The sequence below is a fragment of the Terriglobia bacterium genome, from assembly GCA_020073085.1.
Classification (GTDB): Bacteria; Acidobacteriota; Terriglobia; order JAIQFV01; family JAIQFV01; genus JAIQFV01.
The window spans coordinates 436,596-454,284 of sequence record JAIQFV010000001.1; the positions used below are offsets into that span (position 1 = coordinate 436,596).

General features: G+C 56.2%; 15 protein-coding genes. 9 read left to right on the forward strand and 6 right to left on the reverse strand.

Annotation, left to right across the window (positions count from 1 at the left end):
• Positions 1 to 12: 12 nt before the first annotated feature.
• Complete coding sequence (locus tag LAO21_01730; GenBank protein ID MBZ5551410.1) at positions 13 to 303, reverse strand: type II toxin-antitoxin system RelE/ParE family toxin; 291 nt, start codon at positions 301 to 303, stop codon at positions 13 to 15.
• A 182-nt stretch (positions 304 to 485) separates the two neighbouring features.
• On the opposite strand from LAO21_01730, the gene carB reads away from it, so the two are divergent.
• Entirely contained in the window at positions 486 to 3,743 is a 3,258-nt protein-coding gene (carB, locus tag LAO21_01735) for a carbamoyl-phosphate synthase large subunit (protein ID MBZ5551411.1), read from the forward strand.
• A 74-nt stretch (positions 3,744 to 3,817) separates the two neighbouring features.
• On the opposite strand, the gene LAO21_01740 is transcribed toward carB, so the two are convergent.
• From LAO21_01740 to LAO21_01750, 3 genes are read right to left on the reverse strand one after another with little or no spacing between them, the layout of a single operon-like run.
• Positions 3,818 to 4,663: an ABC transporter permease gene (locus LAO21_01740; GenBank protein ID MBZ5551412.1), complete on the reverse strand. Its 846-nt coding sequence runs from the start codon at positions 4,661 to 4,663 to the stop codon at positions 3,818 to 3,820.
• Positions 4,660 to 5,589: an ABC transporter ATP-binding protein gene (locus LAO21_01745; GenBank protein ID MBZ5551413.1), complete on the reverse strand. Its 930-nt coding sequence runs from the start codon at positions 5,587 to 5,589 to the stop codon at positions 4,660 to 4,662. Before LAO21_01745 ends, LAO21_01740 begins: the two co-directional genes overlap by 4 nt.
• A 34-nt stretch (positions 5,590 to 5,623) precedes the next feature.
• Positions 5,624 to 6,025: a GntR family transcriptional regulator gene (locus tag LAO21_01750; GenBank protein ID MBZ5551414.1), complete on the reverse strand. Its 402-nt coding sequence runs from the start codon at positions 6,023 to 6,025 to the stop codon at positions 5,624 to 5,626.
• A gap of 488 nt (positions 6,026 to 6,513) precedes the next feature.
• On the opposite strand from LAO21_01750, the gene LAO21_01755 reads away from it, so the two are divergent.
• Positions 6,514 to 7,443, forward strand: a complete 930-nt coding sequence (locus LAO21_01755; GenBank protein ID MBZ5551415.1) for a YIP1 family protein — start codon at positions 6,514 to 6,516, stop codon at positions 7,441 to 7,443.
• 250 nt (positions 7,444 to 7,693) lie between these two features.
• The gene (locus tag LAO21_01760) at positions 7,694 to 8,791 is read left to right on the forward strand and encodes a class I fructose-bisphosphate aldolase (GenBank protein MBZ5551416.1); all 1,098 of its coding nucleotides are present in this window, start codon (positions 7,694 to 7,696) and stop codon (positions 8,789 to 8,791) included.
• 269 nt (positions 8,792 to 9,060) lie between these two features.
• Here the strand turns inward: LAO21_01760 and LAO21_01765 are convergent, their stop codons facing one another.
• A complete protein-coding gene (locus LAO21_01765; GenBank protein ID MBZ5551417.1) occupies positions 9,061 to 10,197 on the reverse strand; it encodes an ATP-dependent 6-phosphofructokinase in 1,137 nt (378 codons plus the stop codon).
• A 116-nt stretch (positions 10,198 to 10,313) separates the two neighbouring features.
• Between LAO21_01765 and hemW the strand changes: the two genes are divergently transcribed.
• The 6 genes from hemW (at position 10,314) to LAO21_01795 (ending at position 16,674) form a co-directional block, all read left to right on the forward strand.
• Positions 10,314 to 11,540: a radical SAM family heme chaperone HemW gene (gene hemW / locus LAO21_01770; GenBank protein MBZ5551418.1), complete on the forward strand. Its 1,227-nt coding sequence runs from the start codon at positions 10,314 to 10,316 to the stop codon at positions 11,538 to 11,540.
• A 118-nt stretch (positions 11,541 to 11,658) separates the two neighbouring features.
• Positions 11,659 to 12,696, forward strand: a complete 1,038-nt coding sequence (locus LAO21_01775) for an aminotransferase class I/II-fold pyridoxal phosphate-dependent enzyme (protein ID MBZ5551419.1) — start codon at positions 11,659 to 11,661, stop codon at positions 12,694 to 12,696.
• 229 nt (positions 12,697 to 12,925) lie between these two features.
• On the forward strand, positions 12,926 to 13,408 hold the full coding sequence (locus LAO21_01780) for a transcriptional regulator (GenBank protein MBZ5551420.1): 483 nt from the start codon (positions 12,926 to 12,928) through the stop codon (positions 13,406 to 13,408).
• 245 nt (positions 13,409 to 13,653) lie between these two features.
• Positions 13,654 to 14,244, forward strand: a complete 591-nt coding sequence (locus LAO21_01785) for an NfeD family protein (protein ID MBZ5551421.1) — start codon at positions 13,654 to 13,656, stop codon at positions 14,242 to 14,244.
• 172 nt (positions 14,245 to 14,416) lie between these two features.
• The gene (locus LAO21_01790; GenBank protein MBZ5551422.1) at positions 14,417 to 15,838 is read left to right on the forward strand and encodes a flotillin family protein; all 1,422 of its coding nucleotides are present in this window, start codon (positions 14,417 to 14,419) and stop codon (positions 15,836 to 15,838) included.
• A 167-nt stretch (positions 15,839 to 16,005) separates the two neighbouring features.
• A complete protein-coding gene (locus LAO21_01795; GenBank protein MBZ5551423.1) occupies positions 16,006 to 16,674 on the forward strand; it encodes a PspA/IM30 family protein in 669 nt (222 codons plus the stop codon).
• 55 nt (positions 16,675 to 16,729) lie between these two features.
• Here the strand turns inward: LAO21_01795 and LAO21_01800 are convergent, their stop codons facing one another.
• The gene (locus LAO21_01800; protein MBZ5551424.1) at positions 16,730 to 17,455 is read right to left on the reverse strand and encodes a TIGR00730 family Rossman fold protein; all 726 of its coding nucleotides are present in this window, start codon (positions 17,453 to 17,455) and stop codon (positions 16,730 to 16,732) included.
• Positions 17,456 to 17,689: the final 234 nt, after the last annotated feature.

A 17,689-nucleotide genomic window follows, 5' to 3' on the forward strand; every position in this document is an offset into this window, starting at 1 on the left:
GCTTAGCTCCATTTAATGATAGTCCACGATCACAACATCGTTCGCGTTGCCAGCGACCCATTTGAACACAATTCGATACTGGTTGTTAATCCGAATGCTGTGGTGTCCAGCCCAGGACTCTTTCAGCAACTCCAAATGGTTTCCAGGAGCCGCCTGCAAATCGTGAAGATCCTTCGCCGCATTGAGCATATCAAGTTTGCGTCCAGCCGTCTTCCAGATCGAGCGGGGGATGGTCCGGGCATATCTGGAATTCACCCCGTTGTAGACATCCTCACTGGCCCGATCTCGAAAGTTCAGGATCATGTCAGAACTTAACAGTTTAACGGATTATATGCAAGCGGGAAAGTCCGGTCACTGACCCGACCTTCACGCCAATAAAGCCTCCTCTTGATTTCCTTTTCGATTTACGAAATCATCTGCGCCTCTTATACTCCTCCCCAACGCGCCAGCAGACGCGATTCAAACGTGAATAAGCAAACTTCTTGATGCCCAAGAGAAACGACATCCACAGGATTCTGATCATCGGCAGCGGCCCGATTGTCATCGGCCAGGCGTGCGAGTTCGACTATTCCGGCACTCAGGCCTGCAAGGCCCTGCGGGCCGAAGGCTTTGAGGTGGTGTTGGTGAATTCGAATCCGGCCACCATCATGACCGATCCTGAGATGGCCGAACGGACTTACGTCGAGCCGCTTACCCGGGAGTACCTCGAAGCGATCATCGAGCGGGAGCGGCCGGACGCGTTGCTGCCCACGGTGGGCGGACAGACCGCTCTCAATCTGGCGATGCAGCTTTTCGAAGGCGGCGTCCTTGATCGACACCGGGTCCTGATGATCGGGGCCTCGCCCCAGGCCATTCAAATTGCCGAGGACCGTCTCCTGTTCAAAGATGCCATGCGCGACATCGAACTGGAGACGCCTCGCAGCGGGATCGCCTCCAACGCCATCGAGGCCGCCCAAATCGCCGAGCGCATCGGCTTTCCGGTCATTCTCCGCCCCTCTTTCACGCTCGGGGGAACCGGGGGTGGCACGGCCTACAACACCGAAGAGTTCCACGAGCTCATCACCCGGGGACTGATGCTGAGCCCCGTTCGCAGCGTGCTCATCGAGGAGAGCCTGATCGGGTGGAAGGAATATGAACTCGAGGTGATGCGCGACCTTGCGGATAACGTCGTCATCATCTGCTCCATCGAGAACCTCGACCCCATGGGCGTCCATACCGGCGACTCCATCACCGTGGCCCCGGCCCAGACCCTCACCGACAAGGAATACCAACGCATGCGCGACGCGGCCATCGCCATCATCCGCAAGGTCGGCGTCGAAACGGGTGGGTCAAATATTCAGTTCGCGATCAATCCGGGAAACGGACGAATGGTGGTGATTGAAATGAACCCGCGCGTCTCGCGCTCTTCGGCGCTCGCTTCCAAGGCCACCGGCTTCCCCATCGCCAAGATCGCCGCCAAGCTCGCCGTGGGCTACACGCTCGACGAGATTCCCAATGATATTACTCAGAAAACCCCGGCGAGCTTTGAGCCCTCGATCGATTACGTCGTCGCGAAAATTCCGAAATGGGCCTTTGAAAAGTTTCCCGGCAGTGATCCCACCCTCGGCACCCAGATGAAATCGGTGGGCGAGGTGATGGCCATCGGCCGTACTTTCAAAGAGGCCTTGTTCAAAGGGCTGCGCTCGCTGGAAGCCGTCAAACCGCTTCGCATCACTTACCTGCCGGACGATGAGTTGCGCCGGTTGTTGAGCGTACCTTCCCAGCATCGCCTCCGTTATGTCATTCACGCACTACAAATCGGCTGGTCGATCGAAGAGCTTTTCCGGATCACGATGATCGATCCCTGGTTCCTCCACCAGATCCGCGACTTCGCGATGATGCAGAATCGAATGAGCGCCATGGAATCATTTGACGATGTGTCCGCGGAAATGCTGCGGGACTCCAAGCGCATGGGATTTTCGGACCGCCGCATCGCCCATACTTTCAAAATCGATGAATTCATCGTCCGCCATCGACGGAAGCAGGAAGGGATCGTGCCGGTTTTTAAACGCGTGGACACTTGCGCGGCGGAATTTGAGTCTTACACGCCCTATCTCTACTCCACCTACGAAACCGAGGACGAATCCGCCCCCACTTCCAACCCCAAGATCATGATCCTCGGCAGCGGGCCCAACCGCATCGGCCAGGGGATCGAATTTGACTACTGCTGCTGTCACGCCGCGTTTGCGCTTAAGGAATTAGGTTACGAAACGCTTATGGTCAACTGCAACCCGGAAACGGTGTCGACCGACTACGACACCAGCGACCGCCTCTATTTCGAACCCCTGACGCTGGAGGATGTCTTAAGTGTTGTGGAAAATGAAAAACCGGCTGGGGTGATCGTACAGTTTGGCGGGCAAACACCACTCAATCTGGCCTTGCCCCTCAAGCAGGCTGGCGTCCCAATTATTGGAACCGATCCGGAAAATATTGATCTTGCTGAGGACCGCAAGCGGTTTGGCGCTCTACTTCGCGACCTCAACATTCCGCAGCCGGAGAATGGAACCGCCACTTCGATCGAAGAAGCCCGCGTGGAGGCCAAGCGGATCGGCTATCCCGTTCTGGTGCGCCCCTCCTATGTGCTGGGCGGCCGTGCCATGGTGATTGCCTATGACGAGCCGACGCTCGATCGATACATGCGTGAGGCGGTGGATGTGTCACAGCAGCGGCCGATCCTGATCGACCGCTTCCTCGAAGATGCCTTTGAGTTCGACGTGGACGCTCTGGCCGATGCGGGGGGCGATGTCGTTATAGCCGGCATCATGGAACACATCGAGGAAGCCGGGATTCATTCGGGCGATTCTTCTTGCGTGCTTCCTGCGTATCTCATCAAACCCGCTCATCTCGCCACAATTCGAACGCACACACGAGCCCTCGCCAGGGCGCTTCATGTGGTCGGGCTGATGAACGTCCAGTTTGCGATGAAAGATGACCTCGTGCATGTCCTGGAAGTGAATCCACGGGCCAGCCGAACGGTCCCCTACGTGAGTAAAGCCACCGGCGTTCCTCTGGCAAAAATTGCGGCCCAGTTGATGGTGGGGCGGTCTCTGAAGGAGTTCAACCTCCCGGAGGAGTTACCGGTGGACAGTTATTTTGTGAAGTCGCCCGTGTTTCCCTTCAGCAAATTCCCCGGGGTGGATACGCTGCTGGGCCCTGAGATGAAATCGACGGGTGAAGTGATGGGCTGTTCCGATCACTTTGGGATGGCGTTTGCAAAGGCCCAGTTGAGCGCCGGCGTGAAGCTGCCCACCGAAGGGACGGCCTTCATCAGCGTGAACGATCATGACAAGAAGGCGGTCATCAGGATTGCCCAGGAAATTCTGCAGATTGGTTTTGCTCTTCTGGCGACCCGTGGAACCGCCGAGGCGCTGAGAGGTAATGGGCTTGAAGTTCAGGTGGTCAACAAGGTAAATGAAGGCCGGCCCAATATCGCCGACCTGATCAAAAGCGGCAAAGTCCAGCTCGTCATCAACACCCCGCTCGGGCGGGAGTCGTTCTACGACGAAAAGGCCATCCGTAGTGTCGCGCTGAATCACGCCGTGCCCTGCATTACTACGCTTTCCGCCGCTGCCGCGTGCGTGGAAGGGATCCGGGCACTTCAACAGCGTCAGATTTCGGTCAAAAGCCTGCAGGAGTACCATGGGATGAAAAGCTCTCGGACATCAGCGGTCAGCCGTCAGCCATCAGCCGTCAGCAAAAAGTAAGAGCCTCTGGGCACTTGCTCGTAGGTCAGGGTGTCCACGCAATGGATGGATGAGAATTTCTGCGCCATCTCATCTCACTTCATTTCCTTCCGTTTGAAAAAATACAATGTGGCCAGATAAAACGCCACGCTGACAAGCAACAAAGCGAGGAGGGGAAGGGGCTTCACCAAGAGATTCGGCTGTTCCATTGCCCAAGCCGCCGAAGCGACCTTCCTCTGTTCCAGGCTGAGGTCTTTCCAGTGGCCGAACTTCCTTTCGACTTCAACAAAACGGAGGACCCATTCGAGAAGGCGGTAACCGGTGAATTTAAAAAATAGGGCCAAGGCGATCCAGCTCGCGGCCACCGTCACCCACCATTTCTCAAACACAACCGAAAGAAGGAAAGTAAAGGAGAAGACCACCAACCCCGCACCGCCGGTGATGAGGGTCGCTCGAAAAGCCTCACCCAGCAAATGGAAATACGGCCGCCAGGAAAGGCTCCAGGTGACGTCGTCCGACAGCAGAAGGACCGCGGCATAAGCAAAACTAATCGTTATAAGCAGAGAAAGGCCCAGGGCGATGATTGTTTCGAATCCCCCGGCGCAGAATTTGAGCAAGAGTAGGTGAGAGCGCTGCACCGGCCGTTCGAAGAGAAGAAACATCCGGCGACTTTCCAGTTCGGGAACGGAGATGGCTGAGGCGAAGAAGGCGACCAGGAACAACCCTCCAGTGAGAATAAACCCCGCTTGACCCGCAAAATGGGAATCCACGATTTCACGAAAGAGGAAGTAGTTGGCGCCTCTGAACGACATCCAGGGCCCCTTTAGAGCGCCCCAAAAGAACAAGATCGGAATATGAAGGGAAAACAGCAAGACCGCCCACTTCCAGCGGGTTTCTCGCCATTCCTTCCATAGCAGTGCGGTGATAATTTTCCATTTCATGCGCTCACCTTCCTCTCTCTCGTACCTCCTGCCAGTTCGACAAAGATCTCTTCCAGCGACATCGGCAAAACCTCTGGATCAACAACGCCACGTTGGCGGAGCCAATGAAGGGTCTCCTCACTCCAGCCCTGCAGCGTCGCAATTTGGTCATGGTCAGCATTGTCAACCCGAAGAACCCCAGGAATCCCCGTGAGATCAGGACGGGAGGCGTTAGTCGCAAATCGAATGCGCTTAAGTGATGATTTCAGCGCGTCGATTTCCGAGGAGACAATCAAACGGCCTTCATGGATGATCCCGACGTGATCGGCAATCCGCTCGATTTCCTCGACAATATGGGAAGAGAACAGGACGGTTCTCTCCCGGCTCGCAATCTCGGAAATAATGTTTTCGATAAAGTCGCGGCGGACGATGGGGTCTAACCCGGAGGTCGGCTCGTCGAGAAGAATGAGTTCCGGGTTATATGAGAGCGCCAAAACCAGAGAGAGTCGGGCGCGATTTCCACGGGACAATTGTTTAACCCGCTGGTTCAGGGTTAAATCGAATCGCTCAATCAAGGCCGCGGCCTTCTGCTCATCCCAATTCTCATAAAAGGCCCGGGTAAACCGAAGACTTTCCGCCACTGTCATCCAATCGTAGAGGTAACGGTCTTCGGAAACGTATCCCACGCGCTTGCGGATTTCCACCAACTCCTGCTTCAGCGAGCGGCCCAGGATCGTGAACTTCCCGGCGGTCGGGCGCAAATGCCCCATTAACATTTTAATCAGGGTGGTCTTGCCGGCGCCGTTGACCCCCAGCAGTCCGAAGATGGAGCCTCTTTCCACCTTCAGATCGATCGCGTCCACGGTGAGTAGTTTCCCGAATCGCCGTGACAGATGCTCCGTTTCGATCGCCCAATCGCCCTTTTCGAGATAATTGTCTAACTTCATAAAGAAACCTCATCAACCCCTGCTGAATTCCGGTTCAGAGCTTCTCGGCGCCCCTTGCAAGCAAGATCTTCCCGAGACGCTGGTTAACGATCTCCCTCAATTCTGCTTCTTTCATCCCCAGCTGAATCCCCTCCACAATCGCTTTTTCCACCAATTCGCTGAAGATTCTTCGTCTTTCCCTCTTCGACATCTCCACGCCCTGGTGCGACACAAAGGTCCCTTGCCCCTGCCTTTTATAAATGACCCCCTCGTGTTCCAGATCCAGGTAGGCCCGGGCGACGGTGTTGGGATTGATCGACAGGTCCACGGCCAGCTTGCGGACTGAGGGCAATGGATCCTCGGGCAGCAGACGTCCCATCGCAATATGGGTTTTCATCTGTTGGACGATTTGCAGGTAGATGGGGACACCGTTGGAAGGATCGATTTTAAAATACATAACCTATGCGTCCTACTGTACTAAGTAACTGATACAGTACAACCCGAGACCGGGAATGTCAAGAGAAATCAGCTATCAGCGGTCAGCCGTCGGCTATCAACTTTCAGCAAGCTACCATTTATATTCGCTGTGGATGGGTCAGCTCGTAATTCGCATTCTTCTTTGTCTGCCCCTCTCTCTCCTCGCCCTGAACCCGTTTGCCTTTCAAGGTTAATCCAAACTGAAAACTGACGACTGATCGCTGACGGCTGATCGCTGTTCCCCACAGTTCTCTTTGACAATTTCCCCTTCCTCGATTAGATTACGGGCATATTTTCTGCTACGGGAATCCGCTGGGGCCGGGGTTGCGGGTCGCATTCTCTCGGCAAGCGGATAGAGATTCACGCTCTCAAATTGACCTCCAGGATTTAGTAGTCAAGCGAGTAAAAGGCTAGCGCAGATCCAGAAGGGATACACACTATCCGATCTGAACTCTAAAGGAGGGCTTCATGGCAAGGTATTGCACCAACTGCGGAGCAGCATTAGACGACACAGCGAGATTCTGCACGAATTGCGGGGCCACCATCGCTCCCCCACAACCCCCTCAAGCAGCTCCGCCACCCCCGCCACCACCCCAATATCAGCCGCCTCCACCCCAGTACCAGGCGCCGCCGCCCCAGTATCCACAACCTCCACAGCCACAATATCAACAGCCGCCGTACCAGCAACCCCCATCTCAGCCTCAACAACCGCAATACCAGCAGCCGTATCAACAACAACCCGGATATCAGCAGCCCCCTTACCAGGCGCCTCCCCAATATCAGCCGCAGGCTGCAGGGAGCGTCAACCTTGTTGAACGCGCCAAATCGATATTGCTGTCACCGAAGACCGAATGGGTCCGGATCCGAGATGAAGGCGCCACGACGCAGAGTCTGATCACGGGATATGCGGCGGTGTTGGCTGCCATCCCGGCTGTCTGCAACTTTATCGGGGGCAGCCTGATCGGGCATACGATTCTCGGGATATCCTGGCGTGTTCCGCTGGCTGCGGGCATTGTGGGAATGGTGCTTCAGTATGTCCTGGCGCTTGTGGGTGTCTTCGTCCTCGGGATAATTATCAATGCCCTGGCTCCCACCTTCAATTCCACCCCGAATTCCATCCAGGCACTCAAGGTGGCGGTCTATGCCGCAACTCCCTCATGGATCGCGGGCGTGTTAGGGATCATACCCACCCTGGCTCTCCTGGCGATTCTGGGCGGACTCTATGGAATTTACTTGTTTTACCTCGGCTTGCCCGTTCTCATGAACACCCCGGAGAACCAAGCCGTTGCGTACACCGTCGTTGTGATTATCATCGCGATTGTCGTGTTCGCAGTCGTGGGGTTGATCTCCGCAGGCATTATCGGCGCGATCGGCGGGTTCGGGCCCCGGATGTTTTGATTGCCCGATTAAAACTCTCGAACACGCAAGGGCCGAGGAGTCGTCTCGCTCCCTGAGATTATTTTTTGGGAGGAGGATTTCCTCAGGACAAACTCATCCCGGGAAGCCTTCCTTGAATCGCGTCCCCGGTGCCGCTATAATGACGCGTGCGATGGGGCGTTCCGCTTCAAAGGAGTCCCGTCACATCATCCAAATCGGCCTGCACTTCTATTAAAAATTTACAGGCTCATATTTTTGAGGAGTGTTATTTATGACAACGATCACCACGCAAGAGACCTCGAGCACCCTTTCCACCATCGAAAAACAACTCGGGGACAAGGCGAGCTATTTCCTGGAGCACCGTTGTAAGACCGTGTCCAGGGATCAACTGCATCTGCCCGGGCCGGATTTCATCGACCGGGTGTGGGTCGGCAGCGATCGACCGCCGGCCGTCCTGCGCAACCTGCAATCCTTGTTCAATCACGGCCGGCTGCGAGGCACCGGCTATCTTTCCATCCTGCCCGTCGACCAGGGGATCGAACATTCCGCCGGGGCGTCCTTTGCTCCCAATCCGATGTACTTCGACGGAGAAAACATCGTCAAGCTGGCCATTGAGGGCGGCTGTAATGCCGTGGCTTCAACGCTGGGCGTGCTGGGCTCGGTGTGTCGCAAATATGCGCACAAGATCCCCTTCATCATGAAGGTCAATCACAACGAATTCCTCTCCTACCCGAATTCGTTCGACCAGATCCTGTTTGCCAATGTCAAGCAGGCGTTTGAGATGGGCGCCGTGGCCGTGGGCGCGACGATTTATTTTGGGTCGGAGGAATCGAAGCGGCAGATCCAGGAGGTCTCGGCGGCCTTCCATGCCGCCCACGAGCTGGGCATGACCACCATCCTGTGGTGCTACATGCGAAATGCAGCGTTTAACAAAACCAAGGAAGGCGGCCCCGACTACCACGTGGCAGCCGACCTGACGGGGCAGGCAAACCATCTTGGAGTCACTTTGGAAGCCGACATCATCAAGCAGAAACTGCCCGAAAATAACGGCGGTTTCGAAGCACTGAAGTTCGGTAAGACCAACAAGAAGGTATACAGTGAGCTGACCACTGACCATCCCATCGATCTCACGCGATACCAGGTGGTCAACTGCTACTTGGGCCGGTCGGCTTTAATCAACTCCGGAGGCGCCAGTTCGGGCGCGAGCGATCTCTCCGAAGCCGTGAAGACTGCCGTGATCAACAAACGCGCCGGCGGGACGGGATTGATCTCCGGCCGCAAAGCTTTCCAACGCCCGATGAAAGACGGCATCGGCATCCTGAACGCGATCCAGGACGTGTATTTGTGCAAGGATGTGACGGTGGCGTGAGGGAACCCGAAAAGGCAATAGGTGATAGGTAATAGGTGGTAGGGGGCCGGCGGTAGATGGAAGGTCAGGGGTTTCCGCACTGCACTTCATGGCAAAGGAATCTCGACGATATGTAAGTCCTCAAAATCCTCGTCCCCTATCTGCCTCTCTGACGATGGATTTACAATTCTGAAAAATGCACGTATTCGAGAGCGTGGAATGACCACAAAGACCACAACCCATCGCCTAGCCCCTACCGCCTATTACCTATCACCTACCACCTCCTCCCCTCAAATCACCCTCCATCCCATTGCCGTATCCCGTCGCGCATTGAGGCGCTCTTTGTCGTACATCAAATCAACATCGACAGAGCGGACCGTGCCGCTGACTGCAGAGAGCGGTTTCGAGGTGATCTTGCCGTTTTCAACGGCGACCATCTGACCGAACTGCTGGTTGACCAGAAGGTTGACCGCCGTGATCCCGAACATGAAACCCATCTTCACATCAAACGCCGAGGGTGCGCCGCCGCGCTGCAGGTAGCCGAGCTTTTCGCTAAAGCTGTCGAGCCCGGTGCGCTTCTTGATTTCGTCCGCCAGGTGCTCCCCAATCCCACCGAGATGGACGTGACCGAAGTTATCAACTTCCTGCCGCCGTGCCACAATCTGACCGCCACTTTCCTTGGCGCCCTCCGCCACGACGACCAGCGTGTAGCGGGATTTCAGGTTCTTGCGCCGGTTGATCAAATCACTGAGGAGGTTCACGTCAAACTCGTATTCCGGGATCAGAATAAAATGCGCACTGGAGACGATGCCGCCCGAGAGCGCAAGGAATCCGGCATGCCGTCCCATCACCTCGATAACCGCGACCTTACGGTGGGAGCCCGCCACACTCCGCGCATGATCGATCAGCGACTTGATATTGTTCACCGCGCTGTCAAACCCCAGCGAGTAGTCGGTCCCGGGGAGATCCAAGTCAATCGTTTTGGGAATCCCGACGCAGGGGACTCCTTTCTGCGACAGACGATTTGCCACCCCGAGCGTGTCTTCGCCGCCCATGGCGACCAAGGCATCCAGCCCCAGGGCTTGAAAATTCTTCACGGCAATATCCGAGCGATCCACTTTCTCACCCTTTTCATTCTTCATCGAAAAGGGATTCGTGCGGGAGGTGCCGATGTAAGTCCCGCCGTCGCGATCGATCCTCCGGACCACCGGGGCGGTCAGCAGGGCCACGTAACGGTCATCCTGCAGTCCCTTCTGAGCATCGAGGGACATCAAGCTCTCCCATCCTTCCTTTAGACCGTAGACCTCCAGTTCCGCGCCGAACCTCGCGCGCACATAGCGCGAGATGGCCCCATACACGACCCATTTGATGGCAGCATTCAGACCGGCGGCGTCCCCACCCCCGGTAACCACTCCAATTCGCTTCATACGAGCTCCTTCCAGAAAATAATCACGCGGATTATAACGGGAGAACCTACGTGTAAGAAGCAAAAACAGTATCGCATTTTCGATCCCGCCGATCTGTGCTAATTTGTCATTCCATCATGGAACCCATCGGCGTGTATTTCCATATCCCCTTCTGTGCCGCCCATTGCTCCTACTGCCACTTTGTCATTGACCTGGCGCGCGGCGAAGTGCAAGGGCGTTATGTGGACGCCTTGGAGATGGAAATTGAACATTGGGGGAGCCGCCTGTCTCATCCTGACCGTCAAAGAGTCGACACCCTCTATATCGGCGGCGGAACGCCTTCGTGGATTCCGGGTTCCGCCATCGAGAAGATCATTCAAACGGTACGCAATTGCTTTGCGGTCGATGAAGGATCCGAAATCACTGTTGAGGTGAATCCTGATTCCATCGATGCGGTGAAGATCCGGCATTATCAGCAGGCGGGGATCAACCGTGTCAGCTTGGGGGTTCAATCGTTCCACGACGACGAGTTAAAACGCTTGGGACGCACTCACCATGCCGCCCAGGCCGAATCGGCCATTCGGCAGCTGCGCCAGGGGGGATTTGACAATATCTCGGTCGATCTCCTTGCAGGCCTTCCGGGACAAACCGTGTCCCATTGGAAAAAGAACTTCGAGCATCTTGCCGCTCTCCGACCCGAACATGTGTCGCTTTACTTATTCGACGAGGATGAGGAGAGCGCCTTGGGCCGCAAGGTCCTGCGACGGGCACCTGGGCCGGGGGGGACGATGACCCCGCATCCCGGCTGGGACCTTCCCGATGAAGAGGAATTGAGACGGATCTATGATTTCGCGCTCGCCGAACTCGACCAACTGGGTTACGAACAGTACGAGATCTCGAATTTCGCGCGCCGGACCGACCAAACGATCACCCCGCGAAGCTCCCTCCGCTCCCGACACAACCTGAAATACTGGAATATGCAGCCGTATCTGGGGCTGGGGTGCGCCGCGCATTCGTTCCTCTTCCCGCACCGTTGGCACAATGAAAATTCCACGGAAGGATATATTCAGGCCCTGAATTCGGGAACGGATCCACGGTGCGAAATCGATGAGATCACCCCGGCGCGTCTCGCCGAGGATGCCTTCATTTTCGGTCTTCGGCAGACTGAAGGAATTCGATACCGGTCGCTCTCGAATCTCCTGGGCCTGCAGGCGGGCACGCTGTTTCGCGCGATCATCAATCCTCTTCTCGCGGAGGGCTGGCTGGTCGAACAGGGAGACACCCTGCATCTGGCTCCCAAGGCGGTCCTGGTCTCCAACGAAATTTTTGGACGTTTCCTTGATGCCGTGCCCTTGGAGATTTAGGCCCTCGACGTCTCCCGGCCCAGTATCAATTTCCTCGTCTTCTCTTGAATTCCCTTTGCCTTTTTGTCAGAATGCAACCTTCTCCTCCTGGCCAAAATTCTCGTGGCGGTGAACCCTTATGAATCCTTGGATTGATTTGAGAAGTGATACGGTCACCCGGCCGACCCGCGAGATGCGGGAGGCCATGCTGAACGCCGAAGTGGGCGATGATGTCTACATGGAAGACCCCACGGTGAACCGTCTCCAGGCAAGGGCCGCGGAGATATTCGAACGGGAGGCTGCCCTGTTCGTGCCTACAGGAACCATGGGGAACCAGATTGCCGTGAAGATTCACAGCCAACCCGGCAGTGAGGTCATCGTCGAGGAATCCAGCCACATTTTTAATTATGAGATGGCGACCATGTCCTCTTTCTCGGGTTCACTCGCCCGGCCCATCCACGGTGAGGATGGCGCCATTACCTGGAACCAGATCAAAAAACATATCCGCCCGAATATTTATTATGTGGCCCCCACCAGCCTGATCACCCTGGAAAATACACACAACATGGCGGGAGGAACGATTTATCCGCAAGCCGAGGCAGAGGACATCTGTGACCATGCCCACGAGGCGCGCCTGCCGGTTCATCTCGATGGGGCGCGAATCTTTAACGCCTCCGTGGCCACTGGAAAGTCCGTTGCCGACCTCAGCCGGAAATTCGACAGCATCATGTTCTGCCTGTCCAAGGGATTGGGCTCGCCGGTCGGTTCGATGCTGGTGGGCAGCCAGACCTTCATTGAGAAGGCCCGGGTCTATCGCAAGGCGCTGGGAGGGGGGATGCGACAAGTCGGGGTTCTCGCGGCAGCAGGTCTGATCTCCCTGGAAAAGCATCCTGCGAAACTTGCTGAAGATCACGCCAATGCCAAACGATTGGCGGCAGCGCTTGCGGCGTTTCCCTGGGTCAAGATCAATCCCGCCAAGGTCCAAACCAATATTCTGGTGTTTGATATCTCCTCCACCGGCCTGGACACCTCCGAATTCTCAAGACGACTGAAGGACCAGGGTGTCCTGGCGAATGGCATCAACCCCACTCACATGCGAATGGTGACACACTACGATGTCTCGAGGGACGACATCGAAAAAACAATTCAGACCGTTGGATCCATACTTGGCCAATAGACGCCGGCGTGAATTCCCATCGCCCGGATCCTCCTGCCCCACTCCCTCCTGATTCCAGGAAGACCCCGTCCAAACACTGAACGTTCACAAGGTCAGCTGAGAAGGCTCGCCAAGATCAGTCCCCCCGGCCTTCTTTTCACAACGACCTCCCGCCCTCCGATTTTACTTGACAAATAATATAGCTTAATGCTATATATAAATCGCAATTAGTTATATAACCAACACTACTATGAAACTGGGAAACAAAATTCGCTATCTGCGGTCGGTTGAGGGGACGCTCCGGGGGCTGGGAAGGCCGATGACCCAGATGGAGACGGTGCGGGCCATCAAGAAGCAACAGGGCAGGACGCTTAGCCAGGCCTACCTCTCTCAGATTGAAGGAGGGGTTCGTCCGCATTTGACCAACAAGACCCGCATGTTGCTGGCGCAATTCTTCAAGGTTCATCCCGGCTACCTGGTGGATGACCCGGCCGGCTATCACACCGAGCTCACCTCCGACTTGAGAGTCGAGGAGGATCAGTTGGATCTTTGGCTCATTGATGGGGCGGAGCGGTTTCACGAAGATGGGGATTTGAGCCAGGTGCTGCTCCAAATTGCCCAACGGGATGACTCGCGCAGGCTGTTGCTCCTGCTGGGTGCCATCATGGAGACACCCCAACTTCCCGACCGGCTTCTGGAGGTCTTGAAGCCCCGGGCAGAGGGAAAACGATAACCGAAGGATCGGAAGTCAGGGAGGATTTATGCTGCACCGCCTTTGGATTCTTATCCTGGTGATTTTCTATTTGCTTGCCCAGCTGGTCCGGCTGCTGGCTTGATCCGGCGGCCGCATCCCCGGCCCTCGTCGAAGATCGAAAGGATGGATCTGCATGGTCCGGACGAACAGAGGATGCAGGCCGAGGAAACGCGGTCTGGAGGGAACGAGAGGAAAATTCTTTCTCTCATGATGGGGGGATTTTCATGACAACGTTTTATCTGATTTGTTTTGTGGTGGGATTTGCGCTGACGATTGTCTCGCTGGTGATGGGCCACCTGAACCTTCACCTGCATCTCCATTCTTTCGATGCCTCGGCCCACGGGCTGAATCATGGCCTGGGTCATTTGCATCACGGGTTGTCCACGGGGGGCGAATTTGATATCTCGCCGGTCAATTTTTCAACCGTCATGGCCTTTCTGACCTGGTTTGGCGGGATGGGATACCTGCTGAGTCACTATTACCGCTTCTGGCTCCTGTTGGGACTCACGGTCGCGACGCTCAGCGGGCTGGCGGGAGGGGCGGTGGTGTTTGTGTTTATGGCGAAATTTCTGGCGCCTCGTCAGACTCAACTCGATCCGGCTGACTTTGACTTGATCGGCACCCTTGCCCGGATCTCGAGCCCCATCCGTCCCCAGGGTACGGGAGAGATTATTTTTTCGCAGGCAGGGGCGCGGAAGACCTCCGGGGCTCGAAGCGTGGACGGGACCGGCCTCGAGAAAGGCACGGAGGTGGTGATCACCCGGTACGAAAAAGGGATCGCCTATGTTCAGCGCTGGGAGGAGTTCACGAAGTGAAAGGAGGCCAAAGGCAACGACGCGGCTCCCTGAGGCTCAGGCCGGGAGAGGCGGCGGGGGTTGAAGTCAAAGGATGTTTCCGGGCGTCCCGGCGGGCGGTTCAGCGCGGCGGGGGGCCGACCGTGAAACATGAATCTCAACGGTTCTCAAAAAGTCCAAAGGAGGAAAGTTTATGGACGGCTCAGTAGGGATGTGGGTCATGGTGGGGATGATGATCATGGGTCTGGTCATCCTCATGGGACTCCTGGCATCCATGTTTCGAAAGGTAGGACCCAACCAAGCGCTCATCGTCTATGGCTTTCGGGGAACGAGGATCGTGCAGGGCGGCGGCACCATCATCTTCCCGATGGTGGAGAATTGCCGGGATCTTTCGCTGGAGCTGATGTCCTTCGACGTGGCGCCGCAGCAGGACCTTTATACGAGGCAGGGGGTGGCGGTGACCGTCGAAGCGGTGGCGCAGATCAAGGTCAAATCCGACCCCGAATCCGTGCGCACGGCAGCCGAACAATTTCTGACGAAAACCCCCACCGAGCGAGAGAGCCTTATTCGGCTCGTCATGGAAGGCCATCTGCGGGGCATCATCGGCCAGCTTACCGTTGAGGAAATCGTCAAGCAACCCGAGATGGTGGCCGACCGCATGCGATCCACGTGCGCGGACGACATGAACAAAATGGGATTGGAAGTCATCTCCTTCACGATCAAGGAAGTGCGCGACAAGAACGAGTACATCGCCAACATGGGAAAGCCGGATGTGGCGCGGATTCGCCGGGATGCGGACGTGGCCGCTGCAGAGGCCGATCGCGACACCACCATCCGGCGGGCCCTGGCACAAAGGGAAGCGGCCATTGCGCGCGCCCAGGCCGACCAGGAACGGGTGCTGGCGGAGACCCTATCGCTCGCCAAACAGGCTGAAGCTCAGCGCGATCTCGAGGTGAAGAAGGCCTCGTATCTGGAATCGGTCAAGAAACAGCAGGCGCAGGCGGACAAGGCGTACGAGATTCAAACCAACGTCATGCAACAACAGGTGACGACCGAGTCGGTCAAGATTCAACAGGTGGAAAAAGAACAACAGATCAAGGTCCAGGAAGCCGAAATCCTGCGCATGGAGAAGCAACTGATCGCCACGGTACTGAAGCAGGCGGAAGTCGATCGTCAACGCATCGAGACCCTCGCGGCCGCGGAAAGGCAGAAGCTTATTTCCGAAGCCGATGGTCATGCCAATGCCATCCGGGCCCAGGGTGAAGCCGAGGCCGACATCATTTTCAAGAAGGGCGAAGCCGAGGCAAAGGCCATGAACGTCAAGGCCGAGGCGTTCCAGGAGTATAACCAGGCCGCGGTGTTCGACAAATTGCTGACAGGCCTGCCGGATGTCGTCCGGGCGCTGGCAGAGCCGCTCTCCAAGGTTGACAGGATCACCATCGTCTCGACCGGTAATGGCGACACGGCAGGAATCAATAAGGTAACCGGCGACATGACAAAAATGGTCGCCCAGGTGCCTGCCCTCTTTGAAACCCTCACGGGGATGAAGCTCTCTGAATTGATGTCGAAGGTACGCACGATTGGCGAGAAGAGCGAAAAGCCCGAGCGCTCCTGAATTGTGCTAAAGGGAGCTTGAGATTTGGAACTCAGCATTTCGGATGGATGGAGGCAGACCGGCGGAAGAAGGATCTTTAAGAAGAGCCGATCTGCTTCCCTCCCGTCCGAGGCGGGACCGAGGCAGGATTTGGATTCTTTAGTTTTGACGAAGAAAGGAGCAAGACCATGGCATTACTGGACCGTGTTTCAACATTGATTCGTGCGAATCTGAACGACCTGATTGACAAGGCCGAAGATCCCGAAAAGATGATCAAGCAAGTGATCCTCGACATGCAAAACCAACTGATCCAGGTGAAGACGCAGGTGGCCGTGTCTATCGCTGATCTGCACCTGCTCGAGAAGAAGCAGCTCGAGCACGAGGAGAAAATCGGGGAGTGGATGCGCAAGGCCGAGCTGGCTGTGGACAAGAATCAAGACGACCTGGCGCGGGCGGCGCTCGCCCGGCACCAAAGCTTTCAGGAATTATCCGAGAGCTTCAAGCTGCAGGTGGCGAACCAGAAAAGTCAGGTGGAAAACCTCAAGAGCGCCTTCCACAAGCTGGAGCAGAAGCTTTCCGAGGCGGAATCAAAGAAAGATCTCCTGATCGCGCGTCATCGTCGCGCTCGGGCGGCCTCCAAGGCCATGGATGCTCAGGCGTCGATGGGAGACCAGTCCAAAGGGGCCACCTTTGAACGGATGAAGGACAAGGTGGCCCATGGCGAGGCGGTCAGCGAGGCGAAGGCGGAACTGCTCGGAGATAACATCGACGATCAGTTTGCCAAATTGGAGAAGGAGAACGAGATTGAGCGTCTGCTGCAGGACCTCAAGGATCGCCGCAAACTCAAGACCGCTTAAGCCAATCTTGGGCCGGCATTCATTGGGGTAGGTTCAGGGGAAGATCTGAGGCCGCTCACTTGGGAGGGGGTCCATCGACGGCATCTTCGCCGTTGACGACCGGGACCCTGACACATTCAGGAATGAATTTTTCCTTGATGGCCGTGAGGACTTCTCCCGGGGTGTCCACAACCTTGAAGAGTTCAAGGTCATGGGGCGAGATTTTCCCCTCGGCGACCATGGTGCTTCGCAGCCACTCCATGAGTCCTTTCCAATAGACGCGCCCTACCAGGATGACCGGGAATGGTTTAATCTTCTTCGTCTGGATCAAAGTGAGGGATTCAAACAGCTCATCCATGGTTCCGAACCCGCCCGGAAGGATCACGAAGGCCTGGGAGTATTTCACGAACATCACCTTGCGGACGAAGAAGTAACGGAAATTCAGCAACGTGGTGATAAAGAAATTCGATTTCTGCTCGAACGGCAGCTCAATGTTCAATCCGATCGACTCCCCTTTCGCCTCGAAGGCGCCGCGGTTTGCTCCCTCCATGACCCCGGGCCCCCCGCCTGTAATCACCGCGTACCCGTTCTGGGCCAGCAGGGAGGCGATGGCGCGTGCGGTCTCGTACTCATGCGACCCGGGCTTCGCTCGCGCGGATCCAAACATCGTGACCGCCTGGCTGACCTGCGCCAGGGTTTCAAACCCTTCAACGAATTCAGCCATGATGCGGAACAGCCGCCAGGATTCCTTGGGCGCAAAATCGTCAATCAGATACTGCCTTTCGAGAATTTTCTTGGTCATCGTCTTCTAACATCCTCTTCGTGAAATGATCAATCCACCCTGACAGCTCGCTCAGGCATGTTGAAAACCCATCGTGAGCCGTAGTTGGTGACTAACAGGCCTCCCCCAATCCGAGGTTCATAATCACATGCGTGCCCGGGCAAAAGCGCGTCAAAGTCTAAATTTGCATTGTTTCACAATTGTTGCTGCTCCAAAAATACCATATCTCGCATTCATTTAAGCAAATAAGTCGTC